At 61.2% G+C, this 17,578-nt stretch carries 19 protein-coding genes; 10 read left to right on the top strand and 9 right to left on the bottom strand.

Annotated features, from left to right (window positions below; all coding sequences use genetic code 11):
- Positions 1 to 7: 7 nt before the first annotated feature.
- The 3 genes from ACSQ3L_RS11605 to ACSQ3L_RS11595 all read right to left on the bottom strand — a co-directional run bounded on the left by ACSQ3L_RS11605 (position 8) and on the right by ACSQ3L_RS11595 (position 4,138).
- Entirely contained in the window at positions 8 to 799 is a 792-nt protein-coding gene (locus tag ACSQ3L_RS11605; protein ID WP_436160068.1) for a 3-methyl-2-oxobutanoate hydroxymethyltransferase, read from the bottom strand.
- 75 nt (positions 800 to 874) lie between these two features.
- Entirely contained in the window at positions 875 to 1,882 is a 1,008-nt protein-coding gene (locus ACSQ3L_RS11600) for a LacI family DNA-binding transcriptional regulator (RefSeq protein WP_436163414.1), read from the bottom strand.
- 249 nt (positions 1,883 to 2,131) lie between these two features.
- Complete coding sequence (locus tag ACSQ3L_RS11595) at positions 2,132 to 4,138, bottom strand: putative bifunctional diguanylate cyclase/phosphodiesterase (RefSeq protein WP_436160067.1); 2,007 nt, start codon at positions 4,136 to 4,138, stop codon at positions 2,132 to 2,134.
- 294 nt (positions 4,139 to 4,432) lie between these two features.
- Between ACSQ3L_RS11595 and ACSQ3L_RS11590 the strand changes: the two genes are divergently transcribed.
- The 7 genes from ACSQ3L_RS11590 (at position 4,433) to ACSQ3L_RS11560 (ending at position 10,525) form a co-directional block, all read left to right on the top strand.
- Entirely contained in the window at positions 4,433 to 5,467 is a 1,035-nt protein-coding gene (locus tag ACSQ3L_RS11590; protein ID WP_436160066.1) for a class I SAM-dependent methyltransferase, read from the top strand.
- 196 nt (positions 5,468 to 5,663) lie between these two features.
- Complete coding sequence (locus ACSQ3L_RS11585; RefSeq protein WP_436160065.1) at positions 5,664 to 6,305, top strand: 50S ribosomal protein L25/general stress protein Ctc; 642 nt, start codon at positions 5,664 to 5,666, stop codon at positions 6,303 to 6,305.
- A 23-nt stretch (positions 6,306 to 6,328) separates the two neighbouring features.
- Positions 6,329 to 7,054 (top strand): aminoacyl-tRNA hydrolase, encoded by a 726-nt coding sequence (gene pth, locus ACSQ3L_RS11580; RefSeq protein ID WP_436160064.1) that lies wholly within the window; start codon positions 6,329 to 6,331, stop codon positions 7,052 to 7,054.
- Positions 7,055 to 7,145: 91 nt separating this feature from the next.
- A complete protein-coding gene (gene ychF, locus ACSQ3L_RS11575; RefSeq protein ID WP_436160063.1) occupies positions 7,146 to 8,249 on the top strand; it encodes a redox-regulated ATPase YchF in 1,104 nt (367 codons plus the stop codon).
- A gap of 230 nt (positions 8,250 to 8,479) precedes the next feature.
- Positions 8,480 to 9,454: a magnesium/cobalt transporter CorA gene (corA, locus tag ACSQ3L_RS11570; protein WP_436160062.1), complete on the top strand. Its 975-nt coding sequence runs from the start codon at positions 8,480 to 8,482 to the stop codon at positions 9,452 to 9,454.
- 127 nt (positions 9,455 to 9,581) lie between these two features.
- Entirely contained in the window at positions 9,582 to 10,058 is a 477-nt protein-coding gene (locus ACSQ3L_RS11565; protein ID WP_436160061.1) for a MaoC family dehydratase, read from the top strand.
- A complete protein-coding gene (locus tag ACSQ3L_RS11560; RefSeq protein WP_436160060.1) occupies positions 10,055 to 10,525 on the top strand; it encodes a MaoC family dehydratase in 471 nt (156 codons plus the stop codon). The genes ACSQ3L_RS11565 and ACSQ3L_RS11560 overlap by 4 nt, the downstream gene beginning before the upstream one ends.
- A 165-nt stretch (positions 10,526 to 10,690) precedes the next feature.
- On the opposite strand, the gene ACSQ3L_RS11555 is transcribed toward ACSQ3L_RS11560, so the two are convergent.
- The 6 genes from ACSQ3L_RS11555 to petA form a co-directional block, all read right to left on the bottom strand.
- The gene (locus ACSQ3L_RS11555) at positions 10,691 to 11,236 is read right to left on the bottom strand and encodes an adenine phosphoribosyltransferase (RefSeq protein ID WP_436160059.1); all 546 of its coding nucleotides are present in this window, start codon (positions 11,234 to 11,236) and stop codon (positions 10,691 to 10,693) included.
- 9 nt (positions 11,237 to 11,245) lie between these two features.
- Positions 11,246 to 12,391, bottom strand: coding sequence for an alpha-hydroxy acid oxidase (locus ACSQ3L_RS11550; protein WP_436160058.1), 1,146 nt, complete (start codon positions 12,389 to 12,391; stop codon positions 11,246 to 11,248).
- A gap of 176 nt (positions 12,392 to 12,567) precedes the next feature.
- Complete coding sequence (locus ACSQ3L_RS11545) at positions 12,568 to 13,263, bottom strand: acid phosphatase (protein WP_436160057.1); 696 nt, start codon at positions 13,261 to 13,263, stop codon at positions 12,568 to 12,570.
- Between the two features lie 129 nt (positions 13,264 to 13,392).
- Complete coding sequence (locus tag ACSQ3L_RS11540) at positions 13,393 to 14,265, bottom strand: cytochrome c1 (protein WP_436160056.1); 873 nt, start codon at positions 14,263 to 14,265, stop codon at positions 13,393 to 13,395.
- 112 nt (positions 14,266 to 14,377) lie between these two features.
- Positions 14,378 to 15,679 carry a cytochrome b gene (locus ACSQ3L_RS11535; protein ID WP_436160055.1) on the bottom strand — a complete coding sequence of 434 codons (1,302 nt, stop codon included), beginning with the start codon at positions 15,677 to 15,679 and terminating at the stop codon, positions 14,378 to 14,380.
- A gap of 16 nt (positions 15,680 to 15,695) precedes the next feature.
- Positions 15,696 to 16,256: a ubiquinol-cytochrome c reductase iron-sulfur subunit gene (petA, locus tag ACSQ3L_RS11530; RefSeq protein ID WP_436160054.1), complete on the bottom strand. Its 561-nt coding sequence runs from the start codon at positions 16,254 to 16,256 to the stop codon at positions 15,696 to 15,698.
- Positions 16,257 to 16,516: 260 nt separating this feature from the next.
- Here petA and ACSQ3L_RS11525 point away from each other — a divergent pair, with 260 nt between their 5' ends.
- The 3 genes from ACSQ3L_RS11525 to ACSQ3L_RS11515 are packed head-to-tail and all read left to right on the top strand — an operon-like array spanning position 16,517 to position 17,577.
- Positions 16,517 to 16,807, top strand: a complete 291-nt coding sequence (locus ACSQ3L_RS11525) for a type II toxin-antitoxin system Phd/YefM family antitoxin (RefSeq protein WP_436160053.1) — start codon at positions 16,517 to 16,519, stop codon at positions 16,805 to 16,807.
- Positions 16,807 to 17,226 carry a type II toxin-antitoxin system VapC family toxin gene (locus tag ACSQ3L_RS11520; RefSeq protein WP_436160052.1) on the top strand — a complete coding sequence of 140 codons (420 nt, stop codon included), beginning with the start codon at positions 16,807 to 16,809 and terminating at the stop codon, positions 17,224 to 17,226. The genes ACSQ3L_RS11525 and ACSQ3L_RS11520 overlap by 1 nt, the downstream gene beginning before the upstream one ends.
- Before the next feature lie 6 nt (positions 17,227 to 17,232).
- On the top strand, positions 17,233 to 17,577 hold the full coding sequence (locus tag ACSQ3L_RS11515) for a cupin domain-containing protein (protein WP_436160051.1): 345 nt from the start codon (positions 17,233 to 17,235) through the stop codon (positions 17,575 to 17,577).
- The last annotated feature ends 1 nt before the right edge of the window (position 17,578 follow it).

Genomic DNA, 17,578 nt, shown 5'->3' with positions numbered 1-17,578 from the left:
GCTGGTCTCACAGGGATTGGGAAAGGGTCAGGAAGCGGTCATAGGCGGCATCGTCCATGTCCACCTGGTGCTGTGCTTCGGGATAGCTGCCTTCAGCCACATCGCGGCCGAAGGCGCGGAAGGCGGCGACGCGTTTTTCCTGTAACTCCGCCTCCAGCGTGACGAAGTCAGCATAGCGCTTGGCATGGCGTGGATAGTGGCCGGAATGTGTGCCCAGCACGTCGCTGGAAAACAGATATTGCGTGTCACAGGCCGAGCCGCAGCCCATGCCCATGGTGATCAGCGGGGTCGCGCGCGTGATGTGCTCGGCCAGCCGCACCGGCACCACCTCGACCTCGATACAGGCCGCACCTGCATTCTCCAGATCCTTGACGGCGCGCAGTACCTTGAAGGCTTCTTCGGCCGTCTTTCCAACGGCGCGAAAATTCGTCCAGGTGGCTCGGTTCGGCACCAGGCCGACATGGCCTGTAACCGGAATGCCCTCCGCCGCCATCGCTTCGATGAAGCGCGGCGAATGCGAGCAATAGACGGCGTCGGCGCCGCGCCGCAGCATGGCGAAGCCGAGCCGCACCGCCTCTTCCGGCGAAGCGACCGCGCCATGTGGCATGCCCACCGAGAGGAAGGCGAAAGGCGCCGCCTGACGGATCAATTCCAGATTGTGGTCGGGCTCGCAGGAAAGGATGACGATGTCGCAGGTGACTGCCGCCGCCGCCTCGGCCGGCGTGTCGACATGAAGTTGCAGCCATTTGCGGCCGCCCTTGGCACTCCTGAGATCGTAGGCCGTCAGCCGTCTGGTCACTTGTCACCCTCCCGTTTGCGAGAGGAGATACCATTGCGGCAGGCCCGAGGCCGCTTGTTCCTTGATCAAATCAGATCAAAGGTTCTCGGCGGTGAAGGTAACGAAACGGATCGGCGGATTGTCCACCGGCAGGTCGTGCAGGTTGAGTATCGCCAGCACCAAATCCATGGCGCGCCTCGCCTGCGCCTCCGGCGCCTGGTCGAGCACGACATCCATGATGCCTTCTCGCAAGGCACGAGTGCTGCGCTCGGTGAGTTCGTGGCCGACGAAGAAAATCCCGCGCCCCAGCGGGTGGCGCCGCAGCACGTCGTTGAGTGCCGCGTTGGCGCCACCGGCATTGTATAGCCCCACAAGGTCCGGCCACCGCGTCAGCGCTTCGACCAATTGCCCTGCGTTGCGATCACCTTCGTCATGGCCGAAAAGAGCTGCCACCGACTCGAAGTCTGCGCCACCGGCCTCCATCAGATAGTCGAAGAAACCGCGCACGCGGTCGCGGTGCACGCGGTAGATCTGGCTGTGGCAAAGGGCGACCACCTTGCCCGCTCGCCTCTGCATGCGCGACATCAGCAGGCCAGCCATGCGCCCGGCAGCGTAATTGTCGATGCCGACATAGGAGCCGGAGGTCGCGGAAATCTGCGTCACAATCTGCACCGTCGGGATGTTTTGCGCTTCCAGCTGCCTGAGGGCAGCGCCAACCAATGGGTGATCGGGAACCGCGAGGATCAAGGCCGCCCTACGCATCTCGGGGTCGAGAATCCGCCGAGCGATAGCAGCTGGATCTGTCTCGTCGAGAAACGTCCGATGGACGGCAATCGTCCGATCGAGCGTTGCGGCGATGCGCTCGAAGGCACGCGCCAGCCGGGCAAAGAAGGTGGCGTCAGGACGGACCAGGATGACCTCTATCCTGATCACGCCGCGATGAGCTTCCGGCAGGCGACGCGGATAGTCAAGCGAGCGCGCGGCGGCGACGACCTTCTCGACGGTAGCGGGCCTGACTCCACCCCTGCCGTTCAGCACGCGCTCGACCGTCGCGGTGCCGACCCCGGCGCGGCGGGCGATCTCAAGGAAGGTGGGCTTCGGAATCTTGGTTCCCCGCTGTCACGACACCGGAGCCTAAAGCAATTCCCGAAAAAGTAGATAATGCTTTTCCCGGGAAAGCATAGCGCTTTCCCTTGGGAATTGCGTCCAGCCGCATCCGCTCTAGGCTAGATGGATGCCGGAAAACTGAAGGCTGACGCGATGATCGGATAAAGTCAGTTGGACCGAGCCTTGAAACCATGGAAGCCCAATGGCGGCCTAACCCAAAATCGCGACGCTACCGCCACACCGTCATCACGCGGACTTAAGGACCGTAAATGGGCGTTTGCGGATGGGCCGCTTTGCCTGGAAACTGACGGCGGGAGCGGGGCGGCCGACATGAAAGCCCTGGATCTTGTCTATGCCGAATTCGCGCATAAGGGCCATCTGCTCGTCGGTTTCCACCCCTTCGACTAGGATTTTGTGGCCGCGATTTCGGACCAGGGTAATGATGTCCTGGAGCATCGCCTTGCCGCTCGGGGAGCCGCAGTCGTGCAGAAACGAGCGGTCGATCTTCACTGTATCGAAATCGATCAGACGAAGCCACGAAAGGCCCGCGAAGCCCGTCCCAAAATCATCAAGCCATATCTTGATCCCGAGCAGCTTCAGGTCGCTGATGCAGCGCAGAATGTCCGAGTGCATCTCCATCTCCAGCCCTTCGGTGATCTCGAAGGCCAGCCTGCTGCCGGCGACGCCGGTCTCGCCCAGAATGGTCGCGACAGACGTTGCGAAGCCAGGTGTCTTGAGCTGGATTGGGGAGACGTTGACGCTGACGACACGGACGTGATCGTCCGCCAGGAGCTCGGCGCACACCGTCCTTATTGCCCAGCGCCCGAGTTCCAGGATCGCGCCGGTTCGTTCGGCGACGGGAATGAAAAGGCTCGGCGGAACCGATGTGCCGTCCAGCATTTTGAGGCGCATCAGAGCCTCTACCGCTTCAACCCGGTCCGTCTTGACGTCCTGGATAGGTTGATAAACGAGTGAAACGAGATTCTGGCCGATCGCGATCTTCAGCAAGGCCGCAATGTTCTCGCTCTCGTCGCTGCTCTGGGGATCGGTTGGATCGAACAGCCGAGCACAGTTTCGACCACCGGCTTTCGCCAGATAGAGCGCGCGATCGGCCTCGTGGATGATCTTCTCCAGCTTGGCGCCGGTCTGCGTCCTGGTGAATGCGGCGCCAACGCTCACCGTCACGATCGAGACCCCGTCGCGCCGCAGCTCGTGGGTCAGCGCCAAATTCTCCACCGTGCTGCAGATGGCTTCCGCTATGTCCAGGATCTGCTCTTTTTTCTCCATCCGAGCCAGGACGATGAACTCTTCGCCGCCATAGCGGCCGATGGAGCCGTTGTACTGTTTGATCATTTCGCTAAGGGCATTGGCGACATGGATCAGGCAGCGGTCGCCTTCTTGATGGCCGTAGCAGTCATTGAACTTCTTGAAGAAGTCCACGTCGATGAGGATCGCCCCGAAACTGGTACCGACCCTTTGCCAGTCGCTCCAGTAATCCCGCAGTTTCTCGTCGATCGCCCGCCGGTTCTCCAGACCCGTAAGCGGATCGGTCCGCGACAATCTCAGCAGGGCCTTGCCGCGTTCGGTCGCCTCATTGTGCTGGATCTTGGCTTCCAGGGCGTTCAGGAAGACGTTGTAGCGTTCCTCATTCAGTTTCCAGTTCACATATGAGGTGAACGTGAAACAGGAAACGTAGAACGCCCCAAATACCATCTTGTATGTCAACGTAGAAGGCACGAAGTAATTCACGACATAAAGTATACATAATATTATTGCAGAGGTTACAATAGAAAGCTTGAAATTGAACGTGAAGAAAAGATTGGCACTCATCATGAATATGGTCCCAAAGACCATATAGTATGAGACACTTTCTTTGTCAGCACCCAAAACCGCCGGACACAACCAACCGACATAGCCAAAGATGATGGCCCCGGCGCAAGTCATGTCGAGCCATTCCGTTCCGACGCCGCGGCGAAGCTGTGCTTCCAGGATCAAGAGCGCGCTCAATCCGACCGCGAAGCGCGCCATGATCGTATAGGCGGCCACATCCGGGATCAGCAGCAGATCGGTTGCCGAAAACAAGAGATAGATAGCGACGGCGATCCAAAGCCCTGGCCGGGCCTCCCCTCTTCGCGTCGCCTGCGCTTCCGTGCGGTAAAGGGTGCGGAGCTCGTCGGCCCCCAGTTCGTAGCGCGCCTCGTATGGTTCAGCATCAACCGTATCGGCCAATATGGGCGAAACATGTTCGTCCATCACAATAGACCCTGTCTGAAGGGGATTTTGTTTTCCGAACTCATTTCCTGCTTCTGCCCCCACGCGGGCCGGCTCCTTGAGACGCGACGGCGATTGCGACGCCGGGCAAACAAATGCAATCGCGCAAGACAAGTTTCCGTTAACTCGAACCCGGAATCCGGCTCGGAAGCTGACTAACCAACGAACATGGTTTGCGGGAAATTAATCATACCGATAAAATGCCCCCGGCCCGACATTGGCAAATGGAGCATTCTACGCGATAAGTTAACTGACTGTTAACTATGGAGTGATGGCGTGCAGACCGTTCTTGATGGCAAAAGCTTGATTACTGCCGAGATGCTGGCCGGCAGCCTCCCTCGAGGAAAGCTCGAGCATCATGGTGAAGCGTTCGAAACCGCTCGTGCGGAACTGGCGCTCATTCTCCACGCGACACACCAGCAGATCGAACAAAGCAAGGATCCCGCCGAGATCGTCGGTCGCCTGCTGTCGTATCTCAACGCGCTGCGTTCCAAGGTTCATCCCGACGTTTGGCATGCATTGATACCGGTGGCGCAGAACCACCCGATCCTGAAGTATTTTCTCGAGGATCCGCTGACGCACTGGTCCTTCACCAAGCCCAGGGGGTATTCCGGCGACGCGCAGTTGCTCGACTACATCTATTGTGATCCCCACGTGGCGGAGAGCGTGGCGAACGCCTCGGAGATCGGCAAGGCCCTGTACAGCCATACCCAGAACGTTCCGTCATGCGTCGCGGCGCGGGAACGCCGCGATCTCCTGACCCGATATGTCGATGAAATCGCGGCCAAGAACGGACCGGAAACCGAGGTCCTGGCGATCGCGGCCGGCCATTTGCGGGAGGCCAATCGCTCGGTCGCCCTGGCGGAAGGCCGTCTCAAGCGTTGGGTTGCGCTCGACCAGGATCCCCAGAGCGTCGGATTGATCGCGCGCGACTTCCAGGGCACCGCGATCGAGGCCATCGACGGCTCGGTGCGAACCGTGCTCACGCGGGGCCACAAGCTCGGCAAGTTCGACTTCATCTACGCCTCAGGTCTTTACGACTACCTCGCACACAACGTCGCCGTGAAACTCACGAAAACATGCCTGCAGATGTTGAAGCCGAACGGCACCTTCCTGTTCGCGAACTACGCCGAGGGCACGCCTGACGCCGGCTACAGGGAGACGTTCATGGACTGGGTGTTGCTGCTGCGATCGGAGGTCGATATGTGGAACATCGTCAATGCCAGCGTCGACCGCAACACCGTCGAGGCGCAGGTGTTCTTCGGCGAGAACCGCAACGTGCTCTATGCCGTCATCGAAAAGCGCGGATAGCACGCGCCTGGGCTGCAGAGCGCCGGACGTGCCTTTGGCTTGCACCTCCGGCCGCCTTCCGCTATAGAGCCGCCACCCGCGTAGACACCCTTGGAGGCAACGCGGCGGAAGGCCGCCTCACCCGGCGGCTTTCGACGTTTACGGTCCAGGCACTCTGCAACCGTGAGCGCTCCAGAACAAACCGAAAGGAAATGCCATGAGCCACGACACTTACGAGCTCAAGGCCGAAGCACGCGAACAGGTCGGTAAGGGGTCCGCCCGTGCAGTTCGCCGCAACGGTAAAGTGCCTGCAGTAATTTATGGTGACAAACAGCCTCCCCTGGCTATCGCGCTCACCTACAAGGACATCTACTACAAGATCCATGGCGGCGGGTTTCTGACCACGGTCGCCACGATCGATGTCGACGGCAAGAAGATCCAGGTCCTGCCGAAGGACTTCCAGCTCGACCCGGTCAAGGATTTCCCTGTCCATGTCGACTTCCTGCGCATCGGCAAGGACACCGAAGTCAATGTCGACGTGCCTGTCCACTTCATCAATGAAGACAAGTCGCCCGGCATCAAGCGCGGCGGCGTGCTCAACATCGTGCGTCACGAAGTCGAGTTCCACTGCCCGGCCAATGCGATCCCGGAATTCATCACCGTCGATCTCACCGGCGCCAACATTGGCGACTCGATCCACATCTCGGCGGTTGTGCTGCCGGCTGGCGTCAAGCCTGTGATCTCCGACCGCGACTTCACCATCGCGACCATTGCCGGTTCGTCGGCGATGAAGCCGGAGACGGAAGAAACGGCTGAAGTGGCTGCACCTGAAGCGGCTCCTGCCGCCGAAGAGAAGTAACTCTTTCCCGCCCGGAGCAGACGATGCTTGTCTTTGCAGGCCTCGGCAATCCGGGCGCGAAATATGCCAACAACCGCCACAATGTCGGTTTCATGGCGGCGGACGCAATCGCCCGCCGCCATTCCTTTTCGCCCTGGTCGAAGAAGTTCCAGGGCCTGATTTCCGAGGGCACGCTCGGCGGCGAAAAAATCGTCCTGATCAAGCCGCAGACCTTCATGAACCTGTCCGGCCAGTCGGTCGGCGAAGCACTGCGCTTCTACAAGCTCGAGCTTTCCGCACTCACCGTCTTTTATGACGAGATCGACCTTGCCGAAGGCAAGCTGCGCATCAAGACCGGCGGCGGCGCCGGCGGCCATAACGGCATCCGCTCGATCGACGGCCATGTCGGCAACGCCTACCGCCGCGTCCGCATCGGCGTCGGCCATCCCGGCGTCAAGGAAATGGTCCAGCATCATGTGCTCGGCGATTTTGCCAAGGCCGACCGCGAATGGCTCGAACCCCTGCTCGACGCGATCGCCGACAACGCCGCCATGATCGCCAAAGGCGACGAGTCCGGCTTCATGAACAAGGCCAGCCTCGCCGTCCAGGGCAAGGCCGGCTCGGAACCGGAAAAGCCGGCGCCGAAGCAGCAAGGCCCCAAACAGCAAAGCCACATCCGCCAGGCCCGGCCGCAGCAGGCGCCCGCCAAGCTGCCGGAATCCGGCCCGATGGCGGCCATGCTGAAGAAGCTGTTCGGCGGCAAGGACTGAGCTTCAAAGGGACCGAAGGGCTTGACGTTGATCACCCCTATCGCTCATAGCCCTGATCAAATTTAGAGTTTCCCGATAGGACCGGACAAAAATGGGTTTCAAATGCGGCATCGTTGGCTTGCCCAACGTCGGCAAGTCGACGCTTTTCAACGCGTTGACCAGGACGGCTGCGGCGCAAGCCGCCAACTATCCGTTCTGCACCATCGAACCGAACACCGGCGAAGTGGCGGTGCCCGACCCGCGCCTGCAGAAGATCGCCGCCATCGGCAAGTCGAAGGAGATCATCCCGACCCGCATCTCCTTCGTCGACATTGCCGGCCTGGTGCGCGGCGCCTCGAAGGGCGAAGGGCTGGGCAACCAGTTCCTCGCCAACATCCGCGAGGTCGACGCCATCGTGCATGTGTTGCGCTGCTTTGAGGATGACGACATCACCCATGTCGAGGGCCGCATCGACCCGGTGGCCGATGCCGAGACGGTCGAAACCGAGCTGATGCTCGCCGACCTCGACAGCCTCGAGCGCCGCATCGTGCAATTCCGCAAGCGCGCCGGCAGCAAGGACAAGGAAGCGACCACCGTGCTGCCGATGATGGAGGCAGCGCTCGAACTGCTGCAAGCCGGCAAGCCGACCCGCATCCTGCTCAAGGGCATCTCGGCTGAAGATTTGCGCATCCTGCAGGGCTTGAACCTTCTGACCTCGCATCCCGTGCTCTATGTCTGCAACGTCGCCGAAGCCGACGCCGCCACCGGCAACGAGCACACCAGGGCCGTGGAAACGATGGCCACCGCGCAGGGCGCCGGCACCGTGGTGATCTCGGCCGCGATCGAGGCCGAAGTCGCCCAGCTCTCGGATGAGGAAGAGATGGAATTCCTGTCCTCGCTCGGCCTCGACGAGCCCGGCCTGAACAAGGTGATCCGCGCCGGCTACGATCTGTTGCACCTCATCACCTATTTCACCGTCGGGCCGAAGGAGACGCGCGCCTGGACCATCCATAAGGGCGACAAGGCCCCGCAGGCGGCCGGCGTCATCCACACAGATTTCGAACGCGGCTTCATCCGCGCCCAGACCATCGCCTACAACGACTTCATCACGCTGGGCGGCGAAGTGGCGGCCAAGGAAGCCGGCAAGGCGCGCGACGAAGGCAAGGAATATGTCGTCCAGGACGGTGACATCCTGCTGTTCAAATTCAACACCTGACGCCTGAAGCAGCCGGGTATCCAAAACATCCCGGCGAGCTGTCTGAGAAGCTTTCTCGACGAGTTTTCCGACCGGCCGGCGGCCATCCGCCGATCCGGGCTTGTCTTGATTTTGTCACGTCCCGGGTCTAAGCGGCAGGCGCACGGTCGGCGCTGGCGCCGGGAACCATGCAATCCGACACGACGCGTCAATCCGTACGCACCCTTTGGCCCCAGCAAGGGAGACCGGCGATGATCAAGGCCTTCGTCGTGGACAATGATCGCCTGCGCGCTGTCGACGATCTCCTGGCGAACAGCGACAATGTCGTCTGGGCCGACCTGCTCAATCCGACCAAGGAAGAGGAAGCTGCGATCGAGAGCTGGCTCGGCGTTGCCATTCCGACGCGCGAGGAGATGGAGGAGATCGAGATTTCGAGCCGCCTCTATGTCGAGGACGGGGCCTATTTCATGACCGCCACGCTGCCAGCCCAGACCGAGATCGACGATCCCCTGATGTCGCCGGTCACCTTCGTGCTCGCCGGCACCAGGCTGATCACCGTGCGCTATCACGAACCAAAAGCCTTCAAGACCTTTCCGCAGCGTGCCGAGAAGGTGGCGACCGGCTGCACCAGCGGCGACACCATCCTGATCGGCTTGCTGGAGGCGATTGTCGACCGTCTCGCCGATATTCTGGAGCGCGCCGGCCGCGACATCGAGGTGATCTCGCGCGATATCTTCGAGGCGCGGTCGACCAAGGTTTCCAAACGCAACCGCGACTTCCAGGAGCTGCTGAAAGCCATCGGCCGCAAGGAGGACATCGCCTCCTCGATCCGCGACAGCCTGATCTCGCTGCAGCGCCTGGCCGGCTTTTTCGCCCATGCCTCGACCCGCACCAAGATGAGCAAGGACACCAAGGCGCGCATCAAGACGCTGTCGCGCGACGTGCTGTCGCTCGCCGACCACGCCACCTTCCTGTCGCAGAAGATTTCCTTCCTGCTCGACGCGACGCTTGGCATGATCTCGATCGAGCAGAACGCCATCATCAAGATCTTCTCGGTCGCCGCCGTCATCTTCTTGCCGCCGACGTTGGTCGCCTCGATCTACGGCATGAATTTCGACGTCATTCCCGAGCTGAAATGGGAGCTGGGCTATCCCTTCGCCATCGCCATGATGGTGCTGTCGGCGATCTTGCCCTTCTGGTATTTCCGCCGCCGCGGCTGGCTCTGATTGGCCTGCCAGAGACCATGTAGCCACAATGTGGCGCTATAGAAATCTCTTGACCAAATGCGCTGCGGCCTGCATCCGGAAACCCTGATCCCTGGGGATCGCAGGATCGTGAGCCGGATTTCAGAGTATGACCGCTGAGATAAAAACATGGGCCTATGAGGACTTCATCGAGGGCACGTCGATCGATCTCGGCTCGAAGCTGGTGAGCGCCGCCGAGATCATCGAATTCGCCGGAGAATTCGACCCGCAGCCGATGCATCTCGACGAGAAAGCCGGCAAGGCCAGCATCCTTGGCGGGCTGGCCGCCTCGGGCTGGCACACCTGCGCCATGTTCATGCGCATGCTGTGCGATGCGTTCCTTTTGGACTCCACCTGTCAGGGCGCGCCCGGCGTCGATCAGGTCAAATGGAAGAAGCCGGTCCTGGCCGGCGACCAGCTCACCGGCACCCTGGTGGTCATTGCCAAGCGCCTGTCGAAATCGAAGCCGCAGCTCGGCTTCGTGACCATGCGCAGCGAGCTGTTCAACCAGCGTGGCGAAAGCGTCTTCGAGCTTGAGAATTCCGTCATGTTCCTCACGCGCACTGCCGCGGGGTATCAGGCATGACCCTGGACGAGTTCTTCTGCATCGGCACCACCGTCACGCTGGGGTCGCATACATTCGAGCCCGAGGCGATCGAGGCCTTCGCCCGCAAATATGACCCGCAAATCTTCCATATCGACGAGGAGGCCGCGAAGAAAAGCGTACTCGGCGGGCTCTGCGCGTCCGGCTGGCACACGGCGGCGACCTGGATGAAACTCAATCTAGAAAACCGCATGGACGCCGAGATCGCCGCATGGAGCGGCCCCGGCCCGGTGCCGGAATTCGGCCCCTCGCCCGGTTTCAAGAACCTGAAATGGCTGAAGCCGGTCTATGCCGGACAAACCATCACCTTCACACGCACGGCGCTGTCCCACCGCCCGATCGCCTCACGCCCCGGCTGGCGACTGCTGGCGCTGCGATGCGAGGCTTCCGATTCGACCGGCGCCAAGGTGCTGGAGTTTGAGAGCGCCGTGCTGGTGAAGGTGGAGTAGCTTCACTTTCCCTTCTCTCCTTGTGGGAGAAGGTGGATCGGCGCGTAGCGCCGAGACGGTTGAGGGGTGTCCCAGCGGAATGAGGCGTTGGCGTTTCTTGGAACACCCCTCATCCGTCGCCTTCGGCGACACCTTCTCCCACAAGGGGAGAAGGCAGAGCGCTCCTCAATGCCCTTCGTACCCAATCAGCGTCCTGACCGGCACGCCGAGCGCCTCCAGCTTGGCGCGGCCGCCCAAATCCGGCAGGTCGATGACGAAGCAGGCGGCGAGGATGTCGGCGCCGATCTGGCGCAGCAGCTTGACCGCGGCTTCCGCGGTGCCGCCGGTGGCGATCAGATCGTCGACAAGGATCACCTTCTCGCCTGGAGCAATGCCGTCCTTGTGCATCTCCATCTCGTCCAGCCCGTATTCCAGGCTGTAGGCGACGCGTACTGTCTCGAAAGGCAGCTTACCCTTCTTTCGGATCGGTACGAAGCCGGCTGAGAGCTGATGGGCGACGGCGCCGCCAAGGATGAAGCCGCGCGCCTCGATGCCGGCGATCTTGTCGATCTTCTGGCCGGCATAGGGATGCACCAGTTCGTCGATGGCGCGGCGAAATGCGCGCGCATTGCCGAGCAGCGTGGTGATGTCGCGAAACAGGATGCCGGGCTTGGGGTAATCCGGAATGGTGCGGATCGCTGCAAGCAGCGTGTCTTCAAGGGAGGATTTCATGGATCGAGATTACCTGAAACGGAGGTTGTTGCGCGACAATTGTTCGATCGAACTGCAGCCCATCAGCTTCATGCCGCGTTCGATCTCGACCCGCATCTGCTCAAGCGCCCGTTCGACGCCGGGCTGGCCGGCTGCCGCGAGCGGAAACAGATAGTAGCGGCCGACGCCCACAGCCTTGGCGCCGAGCGACAGCGCCTTCAGCACATGGGTGCCGCGCTGGACGCCGCCATCCATGATGACGTCGATCCTGTCGCCTACAGCATCGACGATCTCGGCAAGCTGGTCGAATGCCGCCCGCGAGCCATCCAACTGCCGGCCGCCATGGTTCGACAGCACAATGCCGCTGCAGCCGATGTCGACGGCGCGCCTGGCATCCTCCACCGACATGACACCCTTGAGGCAGAACGGACCCGACCACAGTCTGACCATCTCGGCGACGTCGTCCCATGTCATCGACGGATCGAGCATCTCGGTGAAGTAGCGGCTGATCGACATCGTGCCGCCGCCCATGTCGACATGTTCGTCGAGCTGCGGCAGCTTGAACCCCTCATGGGTGAAATAGTTGATCGCCCAGGCCGGTTTGAGCGCGAACTGCGCCATTCCGGCGAGGTTGAGCTTGAAGGGAATGGCAAAGCCGGTGCGTTTGTCGCGCTCTCGGTTGCCCCCGGTGATGCTGTCGACGGTCAGCATCATCACCTCGACGCCAACCGCCTTTGCGCGCTGCATCATTGCCCGGTTGAGGCCGCGATCCCGGTGGAAATAGAACTGATAAACCTGCGGGCTGCTGCTGATCCTGCGCGCCTCTTCGAGGCTGACGGTGCCAAGCGAGGAAACGCCGAACATGGTGCCATATTTGGCGGCCGCCTTGGCGACCGCACGCTCGCCCTGATGGTGGAACAGGCGCTGCAAGGCGGTCGGCGAGCAATAGAACGGCATTGCCAGTTTCTGGCCCATAACCGTCACCGACATGTCGACCTCGCTCACTCCATGCAGCACGTTGGGAACCAGGTCGCAGGTCTCGAAGCTTTCGGTGTTGCGGCGATAGGTGACCTCATCATCCGCCGCGCCGTCGATGTAGTTGAAGATCGGCCCCGGCAGCCGCTGCTGCGCCATGCGACGGAAATCGGAAAAGTTGTGACAGTCGCTGAGCCGCATCATCGAATTCCAAAGGCCATGGCGGGACAAGCTTCCCGCCACTGTTCGATGCGTCGAATATCAACCTGATGCCACGATGCCAACGGACTAATTGCCGAACTTACGCCTAAGCACTGGCATAAACAGAAAAGGAGCGTCTGAAGCGCCCCTTCCCGTTCAAATCCAACTGACGACGACTACATGCCGAGATCGGAACGAAGCTCGGCCCTGGCAACTTCATATTCGGCCTTGAAGTCGTCCCGGTTGAGCAGGACCGCGGCGATGACGCTGCCGGAAATCCTGCCCATCTCGACGTCGGACGCATAGTGGATACCGCCGACCTCACGATTGTGGGCGTATTCAGCCGCACGCGCCATGATCTCGGCACGCTTTTCCGGAACCATGTCGGACAGGATGATTCCCATCATGGTGCCGACCGTGGCGTGGCCGGACGGCCAGGAACCGGAGCTCGACAACTTGACCGCCGGCTTGACGAGATCGCTGAGCTGGTGCGGGCGCGGGCGTTTCCAAACGTCCTTGGCAGGATCGACGACGGCACCTTCGGTGGCCACCACGCGATCGAAGAAGGCGCTGAATTTCGGCAGCGTCTCCTTGTTGAACTTCGGACCCATGACGCCGGCAAAGCGCCAGACATTCTCCTCGGCGTCGGCCACCGCGCTGGCGACCATCTCGGGGGTGCGTGTTACCTGCAGCGTCAGCACTTCGCCGAGTTCGGCCTTGGTCTGCGCCGAATCGTTTGCCGGCGGCGGCGGCAGTATCATCGTCAGGTCGACATCCTTGTTGGTGACGAAGGGCTGGGCGTCTTCCGCTTGCGCGGCCGAGCCGACGATGAGCAGCAGTAGGCCTGCCGCGAGCGATACGTATCTTTTCATGAGTGCGATCCTTTGATGAGAGCAATACAGGATCGCCGGAATGCCGTGACGACCATGTGACATGACCGGCCTCCGGAAATGCAAAAGGGCGCCTCTCGGCGCCCTTTGCGATCACTTGATTGTGTGGCCCTAGTGCGCCACGCCTTCCCACACCTTTCGCTTGGTAAGATAGACCAGCGCGCCGAACAGAAGCAGGAACACAAGCACCCGGAAGCCGGTCTTCTTGCGATCCTCCATGTGCGGCTCGGCCGCCCACATCAGGAAGGTCGAAACGTCGCGGGAATACTGGTCGACTGTCTGCGGCGCGCCGTCATCATAGGTCACCTGGCCGTCGGACAGCGGCTTGGGCATCTTCAGCGACACGCCCGACATGAAGTACGGGTTGTAGTGGGTGCCTTCCGGGATGACCATTCCGGCTGGCGGCGTCTGGTCGTAACCGGTCAGCAGCGAGTGGATGTAGTCGGGGCCACCGGCGTCGTACTGGGTGAAGATATCGAAGACGAATTGTGGAAAGCCGCGTTCGATGCCGCGTGCCTTAGCCAGCAGCGACATGTCGGGCGGAGCGGCACCACCATTGGAGGCAGCGGCGGCGGCTTCGTTGGCGAATGGCGCCGGGAAATAGTCGGACGGCTTGCCGGGACGGTCGAACATGTCGCCGGCATCGTTGGGGCCGTCATGGATCGTGTACTCGGCCGACAGCGTCTTGATCTGCGCCTCGGAATAGCCGAGGTCCGACAGCGTGCGGAACGCCACCAGGTTCATCGAATGGCAGGCCGAGCAAACTTCCTTGTAGACTTTCAGGCCGCGCTGCAACTGCGCCTTGTCATAGGTGCCGAACGGGCCGGTGAAGCTCCAGTCCATTTCCTTCGGTTCGTCGATCGGGAAATGCGTCGGATTGGCCACATTATGTGCCTCTTCGGCGGCGGTCGCCCAGGTGCCTGCGGCCCCAGTGCCAACGGCCACAAGGCCGATCAGCGCCAGCGAGGTGAGAATCTTTTTCATGCCAATCCCCTTAGATTCTCTACCGCTCTGTCTTCCTGTTTGAGCATGATCTCTGGACAAAACGGTTTTCCGTTTGTCCGAGAAAACCGGTTCCCACTTTTCGGGATCATGCTCAGCCCTTGGTCTCTGGTGCGGCCGTGGCGCCTGACGGATGTCCGCCGCCGCCCTTGTTCTTCTCAAGCACCGCCTCGGTGATCGAGTTCGGCAGCCTACGCGGCGTCTCGATCAGGCCGAGCACCGGCAGCGCGATCAGGAAGAAGGCGAAGTAGACCAGCGTTGCCATCTGCGCCATGAACACATAGCTGCCTTCAGCCGGCTGCGAGCCCAGCCAGCCGAGCAGGATGGCATCGGCCACGAACAGCCAGAAGAACAGCTTGTACCAGGGCCGGTAGACCGCCGAACGCACCTTCGAAGTGTCGAGCCACGGCACCAGGAACAGCATGACGATGGCGCCGAACATGCACAGCACGCCGCCGAGCTTGGAGTTGATCGGCCCGACATTGAAGGTGATGGCGCGCAGGATCGCGTAGAACGGCAGGAAGTACCATTCGGGCACGATATGGGCCGGCGTCTTCAGCGGATTGGCGACGATGTAGTTGTCGGGGTGGCCGAGATAGTTCGGCAGGTAGAAGACGAAATAGGCGAAGAAGAACAGGAACACGATCATGCCGAACGCGTCCTTGATGGTCGCGTAGGGCGTGAAGGCGACGGTGTCGGTCTTCGACTTGACCTCGATGCCGGTCGGGTTCGACTGGCCGACGACATGCAGCGCCCAGACGTGCAGCACGACGACACCGGCAATCATGAACGGCAGCAGGTAATGCAGGGCAAAGAAGCGGTTCAGCGTCGGATTGTCGACGGCGAAGCCGCCGAGCAGAAGCTGCTGGATCCAGTCGCCGACGAGCGGAATGGCGCTGAAGAAGCCGGTGATGACGGTGGCGCCCCAGAAGCTCATCTGGCCCCATGGCAGCACGTAGCCCATGAAGCCGGTCGCCATCATCAAGAGATAGATGATGCAGCCGAGGATCCACAGCAGCTCGCGCGGCGCCTTGTAGGAGCCGTAATAGAGGCCACGGAAGATGTGGATGTAGACGGCGACGAAGAAGAACGAGGCGCCGTTCGAATGCATGTAGCGCAACAGCCAGCCCGAATTCACGTCGCGCATGATCTTCTCGACCGAACCGAAGGCCAGATTGGTGTCTGCCGTGTAGTGCATGGCCAGCACGATGCCGGTCAGGATCTGCGCCACCAGCATGATCGCCAGGATGCCGCCGAAGGTCCACGCATAGTTGAGGTTGCGCGGCACCGGATAGGCGATGAAGCTGTCATAGACCAGCCGCGGCAGCGGCATGCGGGCGTCGAACCAGCGTCCGAGACCGGTTTTGGGCGTATAGGTCGAGTGTCCCTCGCTCATCGAAATATCCCCTGCCTCAACCGATAAGGATCTTGGTATCGGAAATGAACTTGAATACCGGCACCGCCATGTTCTCGGGCGCCGGGCCTTTGCGGATGCGGCCGGCCGTGTCGTATTGCGAGCCGTGGCACGGGCAGAACCAGCCGCCGAAATCGCCTTCCTGGCCGAGCGGAATGCAGCCCAGATGCGTGCAGACCTGAACCATCACCATCCAGGCTTCCTTGCCGGGCGTGGTGCGGTTGGCGTCGGTTGCAGGCGCATCGGACGGCAGATTGGCATTGCGCGCGATCGGATCCTTGAGATCGGCCAACTGGACCGCCTCGCCGTCCTTCATTTCCTGTTCGGTGCGGTTGCGCACCACGACCGGCTTGCCGCGCCATTTGACGATCAGCGACATGCCCGGCGTCAGCGAGGCGACGTCGACCTCGACCGAAGCGAGCGCCAGCGTCGAGGCATCGGGGCGCATCTGGTCGATGAACGGCCACGCGAAGGCACCCGCGCCGACCACTGCGGCCATGCCGGTGGCGACGTAGAGAAAATCACGACGGTTGGGATCTTGGGTGTCGGTTGCGCTCACGGGTGCCTGATCCTTTCGCCTCTTCCGTGCCGGTGGCTGAGCCTTGTTCCCCGCTCAATTACGCCAACCCGACAGCGCATGGCGAACAGGCTTGCGAATTCCTCCGGCATTTGGACTTCGGTTTATGCGTGAAGCCCGTTTTTGTCCAGACGGGTGAAGGCACAAGGGCAGATTGTCGCGGGGGGTCCGCACAGCGATGAATTTGACGGGCTTGGCCAGATGTAGCAATATGTCTACATCTTCTCGATGGAGGTGCCGAAATGAACATCTCGACGAAGACGATAACCACTATGTCGAGCCGTGAATTCAACCAGGACACCGCGCTTGCCAAGCGGGCAGCCAGGAACGGACCGGTCATCATCACCGACCGCGGCAAGCCTTCTCATGTGCTGATGTCGATGGAGGAATATGAGAGGCTGAAAGCCTTGGGCAAACCGGAGAAGCACAGAAGCCTTGCGGACGTTCTGGCGGACGATCGGCCGGAAGCGGATTTTGATTTCGAAATCCCGCAACTCAAGGGCTTTTCCCTGCGTCCGCCCGAGTTCGACTGATGTATCTGCTCGATACGAATGTCATTTCCGAACTCAGGCGAAGAGACCGATGCGACCCGAACGTTCGGACCTGGGCAGAGGGCCGAAATCCAGCCGAATTTCATGTTTCGGCCGTCAGTATTCTCGAAGCCCAGATCGGCGCCCTGAGAGCCGAGCGAAAGGACATGAAAAAAGCCGCCGTTCTGCGCGCCTGGATCGACGGATTGGTTGCCGAAATCGCAGAGCGCATATTGCCCGTGGATCTCGTTGTTGCGCTGCGCTGCGCACCCCTCCACGTTCCGGATCCAAAGCCGGATCGCGACGCCTATATCGCGGCCACCGCGCTGGTCAATAATTTGACGGTCGTGACCCGCAACACCAGGGATTTTGAGGGCACCGGGGTGAAGCTTCTCAACCCCTGGATATCGGCGAAGGGTTAGGGTCCCATGGCACATATCATCGACCGCGACACCTGGGCTGTTCGCTCCGACCACTGGAAGGGCGAACTGCAATGTGGCGCCTACGGCTCCAACTCCTGCCTGATCTTCAACTACCTGCCTGACGTCGGCGGCGGCCCGCGGCTGCACAAACATCCCTACGCGGAGATATTCATCATCCGCCAGGGCACCGGCCTGTTCACCGTCGGCGACAAGGAGATCGAGACCTCGGCCGGCCAGATCCTGATCGTGCCGCCAAACACGCCGCACAAATTCACCAATCTCGGCCCGGGTCCGCTGGAAACGACCGACATCCACGAGAACGGCTCGTTCATCACCGAATGGCTGGAGTGAT

It is taken from the genome of Mesorhizobium sp. LjRoot246 (assembly GCF_964254115.1).
GTDB lineage: Bacteria > Pseudomonadota > Alphaproteobacteria > Rhizobiales > Rhizobiaceae > Mesorhizobium.
Note: the sequence above shows the minus strand (reverse complement) of the source record. Positions and strands in the feature narration are given on the sequence as shown.